Origin of the sequence: Chitiniphilus shinanonensis DSM 23277, assembly GCF_000374805.1 — a bacterium.
Lineage (GTDB): Bacteria > Pseudomonadota > Gammaproteobacteria > Burkholderiales > Chitinibacteraceae > Chitiniphilus > Chitiniphilus shinanonensis.
Genome location: NZ_KB895347.1, coordinates 1 through 16499, shown reverse-complemented (window position 1 = coordinate 16499; position 16499 = coordinate 1). Strand labels below are relative to the sequence as shown.

The 16499-nt window shown below is 69.7% G+C and carries 11 protein-coding genes; 6 read left to right on the top strand and 5 right to left on the bottom strand.

The annotated features are described in order from the left end of the window. Positions 1–8: 8 nt before the first annotated feature. Positions 9–1553 (top strand): PepSY-associated TM helix domain-containing protein, encoded by a 1545-nt coding sequence (locus tag C556_RS0113130; protein WP_018748718.1) that lies wholly within the window; start codon positions 9–11, stop codon positions 1551–1553. Next, positions 1550–1885 carry a DUF3325 domain-containing protein gene (locus C556_RS0113125; protein ID WP_018748717.1) on the top strand — a complete coding sequence of 112 codons (336 nt, stop codon included), beginning with the start codon at positions 1550–1552 and terminating at the stop codon, positions 1883–1885. Before C556_RS0113130 ends, C556_RS0113125 begins: the two co-directional genes overlap by 4 nt. Positions 1886–1965: 80 nt before the next feature. On the opposite strand, the gene C556_RS0113120 is transcribed toward C556_RS0113125, so the two are convergent. Continuing rightward, entirely contained in the window at positions 1966–3612 is a 1647-nt protein-coding gene (locus C556_RS0113120; RefSeq protein WP_040431174.1) for a cyclic peptide export ABC transporter, read from the bottom strand. A 271-nt stretch (positions 3613–3883) separates the two neighbouring features. Between C556_RS0113120 and fhuF the strand changes: the two genes are divergently transcribed. After that, positions 3884–4624: a siderophore-iron reductase FhuF gene (gene fhuF, locus C556_RS0113115; protein ID WP_018748715.1), complete on the top strand. Its 741-nt coding sequence runs from the start codon at positions 3884–3886 to the stop codon at positions 4622–4624. A 217-nt stretch (positions 4625–4841) separates the two neighbouring features. On the opposite strand, the gene C556_RS0113110 is transcribed toward fhuF, so the two are convergent. Further along, the gene (locus C556_RS0113110) at positions 4842–7259 is read right to left on the bottom strand and encodes a penicillin acylase family protein (RefSeq protein WP_018748714.1); all 2418 of its coding nucleotides are present in this window, start codon (positions 7257–7259) and stop codon (positions 4842–4844) included. After that, a complete protein-coding gene (locus C556_RS20370; RefSeq protein ID WP_018748713.1) occupies positions 7256–8137 on the bottom strand; it encodes a formyl transferase in 882 nt (293 codons plus the stop codon). The genes C556_RS0113110 and C556_RS20370 overlap by 4 nt, the downstream gene beginning before the upstream one ends. Before the next feature lie 418 nt (positions 8138–8555). Here C556_RS20370 and C556_RS20365 point away from each other — a divergent pair, with 418 nt between their 5' ends. From C556_RS20365 to C556_RS0113090, 3 genes are all read left to right on the top strand, one after another. Beyond that, positions 8556–9650 carry a GNAT family N-acetyltransferase gene (locus tag C556_RS20365; RefSeq protein WP_018748712.1) on the top strand — a complete coding sequence of 365 codons (1095 nt, stop codon included), beginning with the start codon at positions 8556–8558 and terminating at the stop codon, positions 9648–9650. Further along, entirely contained in the window at positions 9650–10948 is a 1299-nt protein-coding gene (locus C556_RS0113095; RefSeq protein WP_018748711.1) for a lysine N(6)-hydroxylase/L-ornithine N(5)-oxygenase family protein, read from the top strand. Before C556_RS20365 ends, C556_RS0113095 begins: the two co-directional genes overlap by 1 nt. A gap of 301 nt (positions 10949–11249) precedes the next feature. Beyond that, on the top strand, positions 11250–13397 hold the full coding sequence (locus C556_RS0113090) for a TonB-dependent siderophore receptor (protein ID WP_018748710.1): 2148 nt from the start codon (positions 11250–11252) through the stop codon (positions 13395–13397). Between the two features lie 115 nt (positions 13398–13512). On the opposite strand, the gene C556_RS20360 is transcribed toward C556_RS0113090, so the two are convergent. Together C556_RS20360 and C556_RS20355 are read right to left on the bottom strand one after the other, a co-directional pair. Continuing rightward, positions 13513–15825 (bottom strand): T6SS phospholipase effector Tle1-like catalytic domain-containing protein, encoded by a 2313-nt coding sequence (locus tag C556_RS20360; RefSeq protein ID WP_018748709.1) that lies wholly within the window; start codon positions 15823–15825, stop codon positions 13513–13515. A 59-nt stretch (positions 15826–15884) separates the two neighbouring features. Continuing rightward, positions 15885–16499: DUF3304 domain-containing protein (locus tag C556_RS20355; RefSeq protein ID WP_040431166.1), on the bottom strand; the 615-nt coding region annotated here is incomplete at its 5' end.

The following is a 16499-nucleotide window of genomic DNA, read 5'->3' as shown; positions in this document are numbered from 1 at the left end:
GGCAGCGTATGGCGTGGCTGCACAACTGGGCCGGGCTGGTCGCCGGCTGGCTGCTGTTCGCCATATTCGTCACCGGCACGCTGGCGGTGTTCCGGCCCGAGATCACCCAGTGGATGCGGCCGGACGCCGTGATCGCGCCGGTGGATCAGGGCCGCGCGCTCGACGCCGCCGAGCAGTATCTGCGAGGCCACGCGGCCGACGCGGCGCGCTGGTTCATCCGCCTGCCCACCGCGCGCGACGGCGCGCTGGCGCTGTACTGGGCCGGGCGCGATGGCAACTGGCACGATGCGCGGCTTGATCCCAACACCCGCCAGCCGGTGGCGCAGCGCGACACGCTGGGCGGCGAGTTCTTCTACCGCTTCCATTTCGAATTGCAGATGCCGTACCCGTGGGGCCGCTGGCTGGCCAGCCTGGCCGGGATGGCGATGCTGGTGGTGCTGGTCAGCGGCATCGTCACCCATCGCCGCTTCTTCAAGGATTTCTTCACCTTCCGCCCGAAAAAAGCCGCGCAGCGCGCCTGGCTGGATGCGCACAACGCCTTGGGCGTGCTGGCGCTGCCGTTCCACCTGGTGATCACCTACAGCGGCGTAATCACGCTGATGGCGCTGACCATGCCGGCCGCGCTCGACGCCCGTTACGGTCAGGACAGCGCCGCCTTCTACGCCGAGCGCGGCGGCGAGCCCCCGGTGCTGGCGCCGGCCGGCATCGCCCGGCCGTTGCAGCCGCTGGGGCCGCTGGCCGACGCCGCGCGCCGGCACTGGGGCGACGGCGACATCGGGGTGGTGGTGGTCGGTGCGCCGGGCGACGCCAATGCGCGGGTGAGCGTGCTCCAGACCGACACCGCGCAATTGCGCATTGTCGGCGCCATGGCGGTGTTCGACGGCACCAACGGCAGGCTGTTGCAGGTGATGGACGCACCGCGCGCCGCCGCGCTGACCCACGACGTGGTGTATGGCCTGCACACCGCGCGCTTTGCCGACAGCGGGCTGCGCTGGCTGTATTTCCTGTGCGGGATCGCCGGCAGTCTGATGATCGCCAGCGGGCTGGTGCTGTGGACGGTGAAGCGGCGCCAGCGCGACGCCAAGGCCGGCCGCGTCGGCGTCGGCACCCGCGTGGTCGAGGCGCTGAACGTGGCCGCCATCGCCGGCCTGCCGCTCGCCATCGCCGCCTTCTTCTGGGGCAACCGGCTGCTGCCGCTGGCGCAGCCGCAACGGGCGCAGGCCGAGGTGCTGTGCTTCTTCGGCGCGTGGGCGCTGGCCGCCGTGCACGCCGCGCTGCGTCCGGCGCGCGCCGCCTGGCCGGTGCAGCTGTGGCTGGGCGCGGCGCTGTTCGCGCTGCTGCCGCTGGTCAGCGCATTGACCACCGGCCACTGGTTGCCCGGCGCGCTGCTGCATGGCCGCTGGGTCGAGGCCGGTTTCGAGCTGACCGCGCTGGCCGCCGCCGCCGCGCTGGGCTGGGCCGGCTACAAGTTCCGCCGCACGGCCGGTCGCCCCGCCATCGCCCCGCGCGACACGCCGCGCGCCGGCACCCGTCTGCTGGAGGACACCCCATGATGCCGCTGGCCGCGCTCTTCGCCAGCTATGCCGCGTTCAGCGCGCTGTGCCTGGGCATGGACGGCCACCATCGCGAGGTGTTCGGCCGCGCGCCCTCGCCGCGACGCGCGCAATGGCTGCGCGGCGCGGGCTGGCTGCTGCTGGCCGCCTCGTTCGCGCTGGCCGTGACCGGCGGCCCGCAGGGCGTGGTGACGTGGGTGGGCATGCTGACCGCCAGCGCGGTGGCGCTGGTGCTGCTGCTGAGCTACCGCCCGCGCCGCGTGGCGCCGCTGGGCTGGCTGGCCTGCGGCGGCGCGGCGCTGGCGCTGCTCGGCGCCGCGCTCTGGCACTGAATCGATTTCGATGAGCCGGCGCGGGCCATGCGCGCCGGCGGATGGACCGGGCCTTTCCGGCCCCGCTCCGCGACCCTCGGCTATTGCGGGATCGCCGCCTCGCGCCCGACCGCCGCTTCGGCCGCGCGCTGTTCCACCGCGGTCACCTGGCCGCTTTCCATGCGGATCAGCCGGTCGGCCAGATCGAAGTAGCGGTCGTCGTGCGAGATCACCAGCACCGTCTTGCCCTGCGCCTTCAGCGCCGGCAACAGCTCGCGGTAGAACACGTCCTTGAACAGCGGGTCCTGGTCGGCGGCCCATTCGTCGAACACCAGGAACGGGCGATCCTCCAGGTACGCCACCACCAGCGCCAGCCGCTTGCGCTGGCCCTGCGACAGCGCGCGGGTGGTGAAGGCGCCGTCGCGCACCCGCACCTTGTGATGCAGGTGCAGCCGTTCCAGCAGGCGGTTGCCGCGCTGGTCCAGGTCGGCCGACGCCGCGTCCAGCAGGCGGTCGAACAGGTGGAAATCCGAGAAGATGGCGGAGAAGCTCTGGCGATAGCGGTCGCGGTCATCCACCGGTGCGCCGTCGAGCAGTATCTCGCCGTGCTCCGGCGCGTACAGGCCCACCAGCAGCTTGGCCAGCGTGGTCTTGCCGCTGCCGTTGCCGCCCACCAGGAACACCAGTTCGCCCGGCGCGAACGACAGGTCCACCGGCCCCAGGGTGAACAGGTCGTCCATGCCTTCGTGGAAGTAGCGGTGGGCCACGCCGCGCAGCGCCAGGCGCTCGAAGCGCGGCGCGGCGCCGGCGGCGGGGGCCTCCTCGGCCGCGGTCAGCGCGCGGGTGATCTCCTCGATGCGTCGCGCCGACACCCGCGCCAGGTTGGCGCGCGGCAGGCTGAGCAGCAGCCCTTCCAGCGGCGCCATCAGGTAGATGAAGATCAGCGCGAAGCCGGTCATCACCCGCGCGCTGTCCGGCGCGTCGCCCACCAGCGAGAACAGCACCAGCCCGATGAAGGCGTAGATCAGGAAGCTGCCCCAGCCCGACGCGGCCAGGAAGACCGACATGCCGCGCTCGCGCTCGCGCCGCACCACGTCGATCGACGCGCCCAGCACCTCGTCGCCGAAGCGCGCGCGCTTGGCCGCGTGCAGCCGCAGCTCCTTGGCGCCGTCCACCAGCGAGCGGAAGTGCCCGAACAGGTGGTCCTGCTCGCGGGCGGCCACGTCCAGGTGGCGGATCGCCTTGAGGTGCGCCAGGTGGTAGCCCAGCGAGCCCAGGCCGATCACTCCCACCGCCACCAGGAACACCGGCCACGACAGCCACGCCAGGTAGGCCAGCCCGCCGAGCACGATGATGGCGTTGACCAGGATCACCGGGATGTTGACGAAGAACGACGCCACGCTGGCGCTGTGCTCCGACAGCGCCGAATGCACGCGCGGCCCGCCGATCTCCTCCAGCTGGCGGAACGAGGCGGCGATGGTCTTGTCGGCGATGAAGCGCCGCAGGCGGGCATGCGCCTGGATGCTCAGCCGCTCGAACAGCACGGCGGAGATCGTGTGCGCCAGCGCGGCGGCCACGGCGATGGCGGCAAAGCGCCACGCCAGCGCCGCGCGCGCCGCCTGGTCGGGCGCGGTGAGCGCGGCGTTGATCTGGGTGACGAGCAACACGCTGCACACCCCGGCGACCACGCTGGCCAGCGTGGCGGCGATCAGGGAGGAACGGGCTTGGCGAAGCAGGTAGGCGAGCACGGGCGGGACCTTGGAACGATGGGCGACCCTGATGAAGACGAGCAACGGCCCGCGCCGTTTAGCGCGGCTGACAAAACCCTCCTGGCGGCGTCGCGCGGGGGCGCCGAGCTGAAACTTGCCGTACTACACGTACTGTCTGCGTTTCGCGCTTCTTGCCAGGACCGCTCTTTGCGTGGTGGACAAAACCCTTCCAGCGCCCTAAACACCACGTGCCCCAATCCGTCTGGCAGGACATGGCCGACTCCCTCCCGCGCCCCGCCGGGCACCACGCATGATTCCGCTGCTGCAACCGCTGTTCCGCGGCGACTGGGCCGCCTATGCCGAACCGCTGGTCTGCGCCCCGCCGCCCGCCGATGCGATCCCGCTGGCCCGCTTGCTGGACGACGGCGATCTGCTGGACGACATCCTGGCGCGCCAGGCCCGGCGGCGCGGCGTCGTCGGGCCGGATCGGCGCGCGGTGGCGTCGGCCTGGGCCATGGATTACCTGTGGGCGCTGCTGCCGGGCGCGGCGGCGGCCGCCAGCGTGTTGCAGCACTGTTTTCCGCTGGCGCCGGACGAGGTGTCGCTGCGCTGCGACGCCGACGGCACGCCGCTGACGTTCTATCTGCCGCATGAGGGTCACGCCCTGCCCGGCAGCGAGACGCTGACGCGCTACGGCCCGCTGCTGCACCGGCACCTGGCCCCCCTGTTCGACGCGCTGGCCGCTCGGGCGCGCCTGCCGCGCAAGATCGCCTGGGGCAGCGCCGCGCGCTATCTGGAAGGCATCCTCGACCAGGCGCTGGGGCAGATCGGGCCGCTGCCCCAGCTGCTGGCCGATCGTGCGCTGCTGCTGGCGCAGCCGATGTGGCCCGACGGCGCCCGCAACCCGATGCACGCCCGCCAGCGCAGCGTGCCCTGCCCCAACGGCGGCCCCGCGCCGTTCACCCTGCATCGCCAGTGCTGCCTCTATTACCTGCTGCCCGGCGAGGGCTACTGCGGAGCATGTCCCTTGGCGGGCCTTCAGACTCGTTGACCTGCTGCGATCAACCAGCGCCCGCATGCCCCCGGCAAAGCCGGGGACTCAATCGCGGTGGCGCACGGGTACCGGCCCTTCCTGATCGATCCCACTCCCCCCGCCCTCGCCGCCGCGAGGGGGCCTCGCTACGCTCGTGGCGAGCCCTGGCGGTCCTGGCGAGCGGCATGGTGGGAACCCGGCCGCGCCCCGGTCGGGGTACTCGCCGGGCTTCATTTCAAGGTGCCAGCACCTTGCGGCTAAAGTTGGCATCGCGCCGGATCGCCGCTTCGGTGAACGGGAAGCGCAGCCAGTCCTTGGCGGCGTAGCGTCGCACCGGGGCGCTGCCGGCGCCGCCGCGCACGGCGTCTTCGTCCTGGCCGTGCGCCAGCAGGGTGTGGGCCTCGACGCCGTCGCGGGCGAAACGCACCACTTGCAGATAGCTGTTGGCCACCGCGTCGGGGCCGACGTGGCCGTCGTCCGCCAGGCCGCAGGTCACGGTGAAGTAGCCGGTGACGTGGCAGCCGCCGTACAGCGGCAGCCTGTCGCCGCCGCTGGCGACGAAGCGACGCGCGCCCAGCGCTTCGTCGGGCGCGATGCCCTGCGCCGCCAGCGCCTCGACCGCGCCGGCCAACGCCTGTTGCAGCGCGTCCTCGCTCAGCTTGAGGCCGCTGGGCGTGGTCAGCGGGGTGTCGCTGGCGAACGGCACGCGATAGCGCTCGGCCTCGGGGGTCTGCTCCACCCGCTCCCAGAACGCCTCCCACAGCAGCGCGCCGCGGGCGTCGGCGCTGCCGGCGTTGTCCCAGGCGCGCAGCACGCGGCAGGCCGGGGCGACCTCGACCTGGTGCGGCGCGGGCGGCGTGATCGTGTCGCCCTGCGCCGCCACCCGCACCGGTTCGGCGCGCAGCGTCACCACCGGCTGGGTGCAGGCGCCGCGCAGCGCGTCGTCCTTGAACAGCGTCGCCGAATACGCCTGCGCATCCAGCGCCTGCCGTTCCAGCCGGCGCAGCAGCGCCGGGGTGGCGCTTTCCGGCCTGGCGACGAAGGATCGGGCGATGGCGTGGCCGAGCCGGGTGCGCAGCGACAGCGGCTGGCGCTCGCCGCCGAGCACGGCGGGAAAGCCCTCCAGCGGCTGGGCGGCGTTGGCCAGCCAGTAGCTGTCGTTCATGTTGGCCACGTAGTCGGTGCGCAGCAGGCCGGGCAGGCGGGCGGTGGGCATGGCGCCGGCTTGCGCGGCGCCCGCTTCGTCCAGCCAGTTGCAGTCGGCGCGGCTGCCGTCCAGCACCGGGGTCAGCGGGTCCACGGTGGCGAATGCCTGGCCCAGCGCGGTGCCGCAGCGCGCGCGCAGCGCGTCCGGCACGTTGGGCGCGTTGCCGACGTCGCCGTACCACACCCGGGCATCGTTGCGGCCGATGGCCACCGTGTTCACCCAGGGCACGGCGCCTTCGCGGCGCTGGATGGCGATGAAGTCGTCCAGCGAGCGCGCCTGGTTCCAGTAGAAGAAGTTGCGGAAGATGCGGAAGTTGTCGGCGTTCACGTCGCGGATCGCCAGCGTCTTGTGCGCGCTCCAGCCGAAGGCCGGGTGGTGGCCGCCCAGGTCGATCACCGGGCCGTAGCGGGTGCGATGCAGCACCCGCGTTTCGCTGCCGGCGCTGCCGTCGGCCCGATGCACCGGCACGCTGACCGGCACGGCGCGCATCGGCTCGACGCGGTCGCCCACCCGGTAGCGCTCGGGCGTGTCGGCCAGGGTCAGGTCGAACAGGCCGAAGCGGCGCGCCGCCGACACGGTGTGGCTCCAGGCGACGTGCTCGTTGAAGCCGATCATCACCACCGGGATGCCGAGGAACGCCACGCCGGCGACGTTGAGCTTGCCGGGGATGCTGAGGTGCATCTGGTAGAAGCGGTCCGGCCCGCCCCAGTACCAGTGCGGGTTGCCGAACAGCACCGCGCCGTGGCCGGCGGTGGCCTGGCCGCCCAGCGCCAGCGCGTTGCTGCCCAGCCCCGGTTCGTCGCCCACGCGCATCGACAGCTTGTGACGCAGCGCGTCGCCGCCGTCGGCCTGCGCCGGCGCGGCGGCCGGGCGGGCGTTGACGATCTCGGGGATGAAGCGCGCCAGGCCGGCCGCCAGTTGCGCCGAATACATGCGGCGGTAAATGTCGGCGGCGCTGATCTCGCGCACCCACGGCTGGTCCAGACAGGCGCGCGGGCCGTTGCCGGCGCGACGCGCGTCGGCCAGGTAACGGTTGTAGCCGGCGGCGTAGCCTTCGATCAGCTGGTTCAGTTCCGCCGGCTGGGTGCTGCGGTACGCCTGGAGCACGGCGTCGTCGGCGAAGCCGCGCCAGAAGAAATCCAGTTCCAGGTTGGTCGGGCGGCCGAAGGTGGACAGGCGCTCGGGGCGGCCGTCGGCGCCGAAGAACCAGCTGCGGCGGCCTTCGTAGGTGACGAAGGCTTCGGCCAGGGTGCACAGCGCGTCCTCGGCCTGCACATAGCCGACGCCGCGCCCCAGCGCGTGCCAGTTGGCGGCGCGCAGGTGGGGAATGCCGTCGGTGGTGCGGCGGATCTCCACCGCCTGGGCGGTGACGGCGGGCGCGGCGTGCAGCGCGCCGGCCATGGTCAGCGCGGCCAGCGCGACGCTGGCGAAGGGATGTCGGGTCATGGCAGCAACTCGGCGGGTTCGAGCGGGTTCGGGGTGTCGGATGCGCGGGTCAGGCCGGCGCCGACCAGGTGCGCCAGGCCCTGCGCCAGCGCGGGGAACAGGCTGCGGTTGAAGTTGTTCCAGCGCAGTTCGAGGATGGTGTCGGCCGGGTCGATATGGGTGTCGAGCACGTCGACGATCACTTCGCCGGAGTCGATGCCGTTGTCCACGTAATGGAACGACGCGCCGGTCATCGGGATGCGCGGCGCGGGCACGGTGCGCAGCGTGGCCCAGTCGTCCACCCGCAGGCCGCGCGCGCCGTACAGTGCGTCCAGCGTGGCGTAGGCGCCGCGACGCTGGAACGGCGAATCGGGCCGGGTGATGCCGGGATGGATGTTGACGATGCGGCGGGCGAAGTCGGCGCCCGGCCGCACCAGTTCGTCGAGGATGATCAGCAGGCCGTCCAGCACCACCAGCTCGGCGCCCAGCGCCACCAGCCGGTCGTGCAGCCGGCGCTCGAAATCGTGCTTGCCCGGCCCGCGCTCGGGCGCGCCCGGCGGGTGGCGGCGATAGCTGGACGGCACGGCGTGGCGCAGCGTTTCCAGCGGTCGCCCCTGCACCGTCAGCCCGGCCGGGTAGAACCACGGCGCGCCGGGACGGGGGCTGAAGCCGTAATCGCCCAGACGCTCGCGGTCGCGCGGCAGGTGTTCGTCGTCGTCGTGGATCACGCCGGCCAGGGTGTACACGTCGCCAAGCCAGGTGTCGTTCAGCAGATGGGCCAGGTGTTCCAGCGGCGACTGCATGTAGCGCTGTTCGCCCTTGTACGCGATGTGCCGTCCGGCCTGGTCGGCGGCGGCGTTGCGCAAGGACCAGATGTAGACGAGTTTTGTCTTCGACATATCCAAGCAAATCCAGGTGGGCGGGGATGGCCGCCACCGTCCGCGCACGGCGGCCGGGGCGGCGCTCATCCCCTCCCAGACGGATTGGTCGCCGGATTGTTTACCCACGCCTGTCCCACCGTCCCCGAAGGCGGGCCGTTGCCACGGCCGCGCCCAGGAGCGGCCAACAAAACCCGGCGCAGCGGTCCCGGCAAGAAGCTCGAAACGCAGACAGTACGTGTAGGACGGCAAGTAAGGCTCAGCGCCCCCGCGCGACGCCGCCAGGAGGGTTTTGCTGGCCGCGCCTAAACAAAACATCGGGCGCGCCGTCTTGCCTGGACATGAACGACACGCGCCGCTCCGGCGCTGCCGGCCCCCGTCCGTTGGCCCTCTTCGCCCCGGCCGGCCGGCGCTTCGTCCACTGCGACAAGGAACCCGCATGCACCCCGCCGACGCCCCCCCGATCGATGACCCGCTGGACTGGCACGACCTGGATACCTTCACCGCCTATCCGCACGGCACGCCGGTCAGGGTGCTGCGCGACGGCGCGTCGCTGCGGCTGAGCGACGCCGCCGGCGACGAGCTGGGGCGCTGCGCGCTGGCCGAGGACGGCGCCGGGCTGGTGCTGCGCTGGCAAGGCCCGCCACGCGACGACGCCGCGCTGGCGCCGCTGCTGCTGGCGGCGCTGGAGGCGGCGTTCAGCTTCCACCCGCGCCATGCCGCGTGCCGCGTGGCCGGCCTGACCGCGCCGGCGGCGCTGCGCGACAGCGGTGTGCTGCTCGACGACGCGCCGGGCACCTGGCTGGCGCAGCGCGAGCTGCTGTGGCAACAGCCGGCGCTGTGGCTGCCGCAGGCCCGGCCGGCGATGGCGCAGCAATACGTGCTCAGCCACGGCCAGCGCCATCCGCGCCGCCGTCCCAAGCCAGCCGGGGCGCTGTACCAGCGCTTCATCCCGTGGCTGGGGCGCACCTTTTCCTTCCGCGCGCTCGATCCCGACGCCGACCTGGCGATGTTCAACCGCTGGATGAACGACCCGGCGGTGGCGCAGATCTGGCAGGAGCAAGGCGACCTGGCCCAGCACCGCCGCTATCTGGCGGAGCTGGCGGCCAATCCGCACATCTATCCGATGATCGCCAGCCTGGACGGCGAGCCGTTCGCCTACTTCGAGGCGTACTGGGCCAAGGAGAACCGCATCGCGCCGTTCTGCGACGCCGCCGACTACGACCGCGGCTGGCACGTGCTGGTGGGCGAGCCGGCGTATCGCGGCAAGGCCGTGGCGGTGGCGTGGCTGACCTCGATCTCGCATTACCTGTTCCTGGACGACGCGCGCACCCAGCGCATCGTCGGCGAGCCGCGCAACGACCATGCCCAGCAGATCCGCAACCTGGACCGCTCGGGCTACGCCAAGGTCAAGGAATTCGATTTCCCGCACAAGCGCGCGCTGCTGGTGACGCTGCTGCGCGAACGCTATTTCACCGATGCGCTGTGGTGGCCCCGCCGCGACGCCCCCCTTCCTTCCGCAAGGAGCATGTGATGTTCGTCCACGACCTGATCGGTATCGGCTTCGGCCCGTCCAACCTCGCGCTGGCCATCGCGCTGGAGGAGCGGCGCCAGGCCGGGCAGCCGCTCAACGCGTTGTTCCTGGAAAAGCAGCCCGCCTTCGCCTGGCACCAGGACATGCTGCTGGAACACGCGCACATGCAGATCTCCTTCCTCAAGGACCTGGTCACGCTGCGCAACCCCACCAGCCGCTTCACCTTCGTCAACTACCTGCACCAGAAGTCGCGCCTGCCGGATTTCATCAACCTGAAGACCTTCTTCCCCAGCCGCCACGAGTTCAACGACTACCTGTCGTGGGCCGCGGCGCAGTTCGACGAGCAATGCGCGTATGGCGAGGAAGTGATCGAGGTGCTGCCGGAGACGCGCGGCGGCGAGGTGGCGCTGCTGCGGGTGCGCTCGCGCGAGCGCCACGGCGAGGTGCGCGAACGGCTGACGCGCAACCTGGTGCTGGGGCTGGGCGGCACCGCGCGCATTCCCGACACCTTCCTGCCGCTGCGCGGCGACAGCCGGGTGCTGCATTCCAGCGGCTACCTGCGCGACATCGCCGCCAACGCCGAGGCCCGCCGCATCGCGGTGATCGGCGCCGGCCAGAGCGCCGCCGAGATCTTCATGGACCTGCACGGCCGCAATCCGCACACCCAGGTGGACCTGATCATGCGCGCGCGGGCGATCAAGCCGGCCGACGACAGCCCGTTCTCCAACCAGATCTTCGACGCCGATTTCGTCGACCACGTATACGGCCGCGCCCAGCACGAGCGCGACGAGCTGCTGCGCGAGTTCTGGCACACCAACTACGCGTGCCCCGATCTGGACCTGATCGAGCAGATCTTCCAGGTGTTCTACCGCCAGCGCGTCAGCGGCCGCCCGCGCCACCGCTTCCTGCGCCGCCACCAGGTGGCCGACGCGCAGGCCCGCGCCGACGGCGTGCACCTGGCGCTGCTCGACCTGAACGGCGGGCTGGAGCACAGCGTGCGCTACGACGCGGTGGTGCTGGCCACCGGCTACGAGCGCACCCGGCACCGCGACCTGCTCGGCGCGCTGGCGCCGCACCTGTGCGATTTCGACATCAAGCGCGACTACCGGCTGAAGACCCGCGACGGCTTCAGGCCCAAGGTGTTCCTGCAAGGCGCGTGCGAATCCAGCCACGGCCTGAGCGACACCCTGCTGTCGCTGACCTCGGTGCGCAGCGGCGAAATCTGCGATGCGCTTTTGGGGCCGGCGTCAATGCAAAGTCAGACTTTCAACGAGCGGCCGTACAACATGCTGGCGTAGTGCGCATTTTTCCTTCAAAATGAGAACAATTCCCATTAACAAGATAAGCCTGATAAAGCCCGACGAAGCGGTCCCCGGCAAGAAGCGCGAACGCAGGCCGTACGCGTAACGCGACCAGTGGGGCCCGATACCCCCGCGCGACACCGCCAGAAGGGTTTTGTCAGCCGCACCGATTCTGATTCCCGCTTGCCAGCCGGTGGCCCTCCACGCCCCGGAGCGTGCGCCACGGCGCACCCCGGGGCGTCGTGTTGCCGGCCGCGCCAGCACCGACCGATCTTTCCCAGCCCGCGTTGACCCGACCATGACCCATCCTGCTCGCCCCTTCCGACTGCTCCGCCTGAAGCCGCTCGCCCGCGCGGTACGCCTGGCCCCGCTGGTACTCGCCCCGACGCTGGCCACCGCCGCGCCGGATACCGCCGAGGTCACCCTGCCCACCGTCACCGTGACCGCGCCGGCCGAATCGCCCACCGGCCCGGTGCAGGGCTACGTGGCCAGGCGCAGCGCCACCGCCACCAAGACCGACACTCCGCTGATCGAAACCCCGCAATCGATCTCGGTGGTGGGCCGCGACGAGATCGAGGACCGCGGCGCGACCACGCTGCTGGAAGCCATCCGCTACACCCCCGGCGTCACCGTCAGCAACTGGGGCTACGACATCCGTGGCTACGACTGGCTGCTGATCCGCGGCTTCAACGCGCAATCCACCAGCAGCTTCCGCGACGGCCTGCGCCAATCCGGCCTGGGTTACGTGGAACCGATCACCGAGGTGTACGGCCTGGAACGCGTCGAAGTGCTGCGCGGCCCGGCGTCGGTGATGTTCGGCCGCGGCGACGCCGGCGGCGTGGTCAACCGCGTCAGCAAGACCCCCAGCCTGGACGCCCCGCGCGAGGTGGAGGTACAGCTGGGCAGCTTCGAGCGCAGGCAGATCGCCGCGGACTTCGGCGGCGCGCTGACCGCCGACAACAGCGTGCTCTACCGCATCGTCGCCCTGGGCCTGGACAGCAACAGCCAGGAGGAATACCCGAACGGCGACGACACCTATCAGAAGCGCCTGTACCTGGCGCCGTCGCTGCGCTGGGATGTCTCGCCCGACACCTCGATCACGCTGCTGGCCGAAGTGCTGCGCAACGATGCGTCGGACGACATCAACTACATCACCGGCCCGGACGGCGGCCTCACCCACGTCAAGGAAGGCGATCCGGACTACAGCCAAATCAAGATCAACTCGGCCACCTTCGGCTACCAGTTCGAGCACGACTTCAACGAGGCGTGGCAGTTCCGCCAGAACCTGCGCTACGCCAACCGCGACGCCGACAAGCACCACATCAAGTCCAGCCTGGACAGCGACGGCCGCACCCTGCTGCGCACCGCCTGGCACGAGGACGAAGACCTCGACCAGTGGACCATCGACACCAACGTGCAGGGCCACGTGCAGACCGGCCCGGTGATCCACACCCTGCTGTTCGGCTTCGACTGGGATCACATGTCCGGCGACGCCGTGTCCAGCTACAGCAACAACACGCCCAGCCTGGACATTCTCGACCCGATCTACCGCCAATCCATCCCCGAGCCCGACCAGGTGGCCGCCGACGGCACCCGCACCATCCGCCAGCTGGGCTTCTACGCCCAGGATCAGATCCGCTTCAACGAGCAGTGGCTGCTGACCGCCGGCGGGCGCTGGGACAAGGTGAAGCTCGACTACGACGACCACCTGGGCAACAACTCCGCCAGCCAGTCCGATTCGGCCTTCACCGGCCGCCTGGGCCTGACCTATCTGGCGCCCAACGGCGTCGCGCCCTACATCAGCTACGCCCAGTCGTTCCTGCCCAACTTCATCGACGAATACGGCACGCTGTTCGATCCGTCGCGCGCCGAGCAGATCGAGGCCGGGGTCAAGATCCAACCCAACGGCGCCAACTGGATGGTCACCGGCGCGGTGTACTCGCTGACCAAGCGCGACGTGGTCACCTACGACGACGCCGACAGCTGGACCGCCAAGCAGACCGGCAAGATCCGCTCGCGCGGCGTCGAGCTGGAAGGCAAGGCGCAGCTCACGCCGCGGCTCAAGGGCATCGTCTCGTACACCTTCACCGACGCCGAAGTGCTGGAAAGCAGCTACTCCTACGAAGTGGGCAAGACCCCCATGCAGGTGCCGCGCCAGCAGGCCGCGCTGTGGCTGGACTACACCGTGCCCACCGGGATCGGCGCCGTCGGCCTGGGCGGCGGCCTGCGCTACGTCGGCGAACGCTGGGACGACGCCGAGAACACTTCGCGCGAAGGCGGCTACACCCTGGCCGACCTGGCGGTGCGCTGGCAGCGCGGCCCGTGGAGCGTGGCCTTCAACGTGAACAACCTGTTCGACAAGGAATACTTCGCCAGCCGCACCTACGGCAACTACCAGCTGGGCGAGGAACGCAGCTACACCGTCACCGGCAAGTACCGCTTCTGACACCGGCGCGGACGGCATGAAAAAGGGAGGCGGATGCCTCCCTTTTTCGTGTTCCCCGCCACCGCGACAGCGCCAACGACATCGAGCCCGCCAGCGTGCGGCGCGGCCGCCCGGATCAGCGGCTGAGGGCCTCCATGGTGCGCTCATAGTCCACCTTCGCCTCCTGCATCCGCGACTGCGATACCTTCATGTAGTCGGCGTATTCGACATCGGATATCTGCCGATCCATATAGCGCTGCCTGACCCGCGCCATGCCCTGCTCCTGCTGCTGGCGCATGTGCTCGTAGCGGCGGGTCTCGTTTTCGCGCATCCGCGCGCGCGCCTGCCTGCCGTTCTCCTCGATCTCGGCGATCTGGTCCTGCTGGCTTTCCTCGGCGGTCACGTTCCTGATCGCGCCCTCGCCGTAGAACACCGCCCGCCGCCGCAGGTAGCCGAACATGAACCAGGGCTCGTGCCCGCTTTCCACCGCCAGGCCCTTGTCGAGGTTCTGGCCTTTCGGGATCAGCACCGGCGTGCTGCCGTTCCTCAGGCCCTCGATGGCGGCCTGCTCGCGCCGGATCGCCGCATCCCAGTCGGGCCTGGGGATGCCCGGCAGCGGCGCCGGCACCGGCTTGATGCCCGGCACCGGCGGCGCACTGGCGGCCGCCTTCTGCCGCCGGTATTGCTCCAGGTCGCGCTGGTGCGCGGCGATGCGCCGGTCGCGCTCCCTGCGCTGTCCGTCGCCGGGCGGAAACCAGTCCGCGTCGTCCACGCTGAACGGCTTGAACCAGGAGCGCGAATCGTGCATCAGGTGGGTGAACAGGTGATCGGCGGCGGCCGGTGCTCTTTGCGTGGCGCCGGCTTCCCATTGCTGCTTGATGCCCTGCGCCCATTCCGTGCGCTTCTGGTTGGTGAGTGCGGCTTCACCGCCCTGCCGGAGCATCCCGCCGGCGCTGACCAGCGATGCGTAGTCCGCCCAGGTCTTCTTCGAATTGAGAAATTCGACTTCCTTTCTCAATTGCGCATCGGTCATCCGGAAATCCTCGACATCCTGATCGCGCGACACCGTGGCCGTGCCGGTCAGGTTGGGCAGTTGATGGATCCTGCCCAGCATCGCATAACGCCACCTCAGGTAGACCCCCTGATGGTGATGCATGAGCTGGGCCAGCGAGGCACGGGGCTGGCGCTCGACCGGATACAGCGTATTGCGGTCCACCTTGCTCGGCGGCGTGGTCGGCGGAAACTGCCGGGCATCGAGCGGCGTGGCGTCGATGTAGGCGTTGACGGCGGCGATGGTCGAAGGGGCGACCTTGAAGTTGTTCCGCCGCGCGGCGGTGTTGAATTCGTCGGGCAGCAGCAGCGGCACCCCGGCGATCAGCGCCTCGCGGTACATCTGCGCCAGCGTGAGCTGCGACAGCTTCTCGTGGTCGCCCCCCACCGCCCGCCCCTGGTCCTTCGGCGGATAGCCGCCGCCCACGTCCGAGTGCACGCCGGGGTAGACCACCTCCTTGCGCAGGCTGCCGCCGCCGATCGAATCCAGCGGGAACGATCCGCGTACCTCGTGCGCGGCCACCAGATGCACGCAACGGATGCCGTCGGGAATCGCCATGTTCCGGATGGTGGCCCAGCTGTAGTGGCCGTCCATGCCCAGCGCCGGCCCCCAGTTGGCCACACCGACCGACGCCACGGTATCGAACACCCCGACGAAATCCACCTTCAGCGGCATGCCGGCGATGCCGCCGCCGTAGGCTTCGAGCAGCCAGTTCAGGAACACCCGTGCCTTGGCCGCGCCGCGCGAGAAGCCGAAGATCGACACCCGGATGCGGCGGATCTTCGGCGTGCGGCGGTTGAGCGGCTGTTTCCGGTTGATCGCCTGGAGCAGTTCGGCGGCGCGCTGCCTCAGTACCTGCCTGCGGGCCTCTTGACTATTGTTGGAATCGGCGATGTCCCGAACCAGCCTGGCGTCGTTTTCCCAGCGCTTGGGGTCGGGCGTGCCGAGGATGCTGTGCAGATGATTGATCACCTGCAACAAGGCCCAGCAGATCCGCGCCTCGCCATGCTTGGAGGCGGCAAGGCCCCATTTGCGATCCGACACGTCGCGCTGCTGGCCGTTTTCGGCCACGACACCGTTGATGCCTGTATCGCCCAGCTCCCTGAACGGCGTGCCGACGCCGGGGATGTAGGTCTTGCGATAATTTTTCCTATCACTGGCCGGTTCCCGCGGCCATGCAGGATTTTCGTCGGGCTGGGGCGCGCCCCTGACAATGCCGAGCTGCCGCACCGTCGGCTCGCCGGCATAGACCTCATACAGCCGCGCCACGTTGGAATGGCTGCTGCCACCGGTATCGCGATACTTGTTGTTGTTGGTGCCGTCGAAAAAGAAGCCTAGGTAGATGTCTTCTTCGCAGGTGTGGCAAGGGGGCTCATCAAGGTTTGCTTCAAGGATCAATCTCTCATTTGTTTCCAACAAAAGAGGATTAGACTTGCACTTTTCGGAAAATCGCGCACTCATTCCTCTTCCTTAAAGTTCAATTCACACATTTTTTTTTCTTTTATTGCCCATTTTTCTTTGCACATTTTTACAAATTCCTGGCAGGCCAGCCTATTACCTTCGGGGTTAGAGGACTCTGCAAGCCGTTCCTCAGTGCATGACTCTCTAAATCGTTGAGCACGAGCCTCATATGAATCCCTTGGATACTTCGGAAAGCTCTTCATACATTCCTTTTCCCCATGCCTCGCCACGCAAGCCTCCAACGGCCCCAGCTTCTCCCGCCCCAGCCAACCCGGCGTTCCCGGCTCGTGCGCCGACACCAGGATTTCCACCTGCTTGCCCGGATAAAACAACACGTAGAGATCGCCCGGCACCGTGTATTCCGGCACCGCCAGTTCCGTTTGCAGGTTCTCGGTCTTCCATTCGTCGCTCTTGCGGGTGGACAGGTCCAATGCCACCCATTCCACCTTCAACTTGAGCCCCGGATGCCACTGCCTGGGCAGGCTGATGCAGCAGTTCTGCCCGCTGTCCTCGAAGGGCCCGACGCTGCCGCTGCCGATCGCCTCGCCTTTTGCATCGCCCGCCCAGCGCAAGGTGTAGTCGATGCCGAATTCGTGGTCGTAATTGATGCC

Coding starts and splice junctions, on each gene's coding strand:
- C556_RS0113130 (WP_018748718.1), top strand. CDS start 9: ATGGCGTGGCTGCACAACTGGGCCGGGCTGGTCGCCGGCTGGCTGCTG.
- C556_RS0113125 (WP_018748717.1), top strand. CDS start 1,550: ATGATGCCGCTGGCCGCGCTCTTCGCCAGCTATGCCGCGTTCAGCGCG.
- fhuF (WP_018748715.1), top strand. CDS start 3,884: ATGATTCCGCTGCTGCAACCGCTGTTCCGCGGCGACTGGGCCGCCTAT.
- C556_RS0113110 (WP_018748714.1), bottom strand. CDS start 7,259: ATGACCCGACATCCCTTCGCCAGCGTCGCGCTGGCCGCGCTGACCATG.
- C556_RS20370 (WP_018748713.1), bottom strand. CDS start 8,137: ATGTCGAAGACAAAACTCGTCTACATCTGGTCCTTGCGCAACGCCGCC.
- C556_RS20365 (WP_018748712.1), top strand. CDS start 8,556: ATGCACCCCGCCGACGCCCCCCCGATCGATGACCCGCTGGACTGGCAC.
- C556_RS0113095 (WP_018748711.1), top strand. CDS start 9,650: ATGTTCGTCCACGACCTGATCGGTATCGGCTTCGGCCCGTCCAACCTC.
- C556_RS0113090 (WP_018748710.1), top strand. CDS start 11,250: ATGACCCATCCTGCTCGCCCCTTCCGACTGCTCCGCCTGAAGCCGCTC.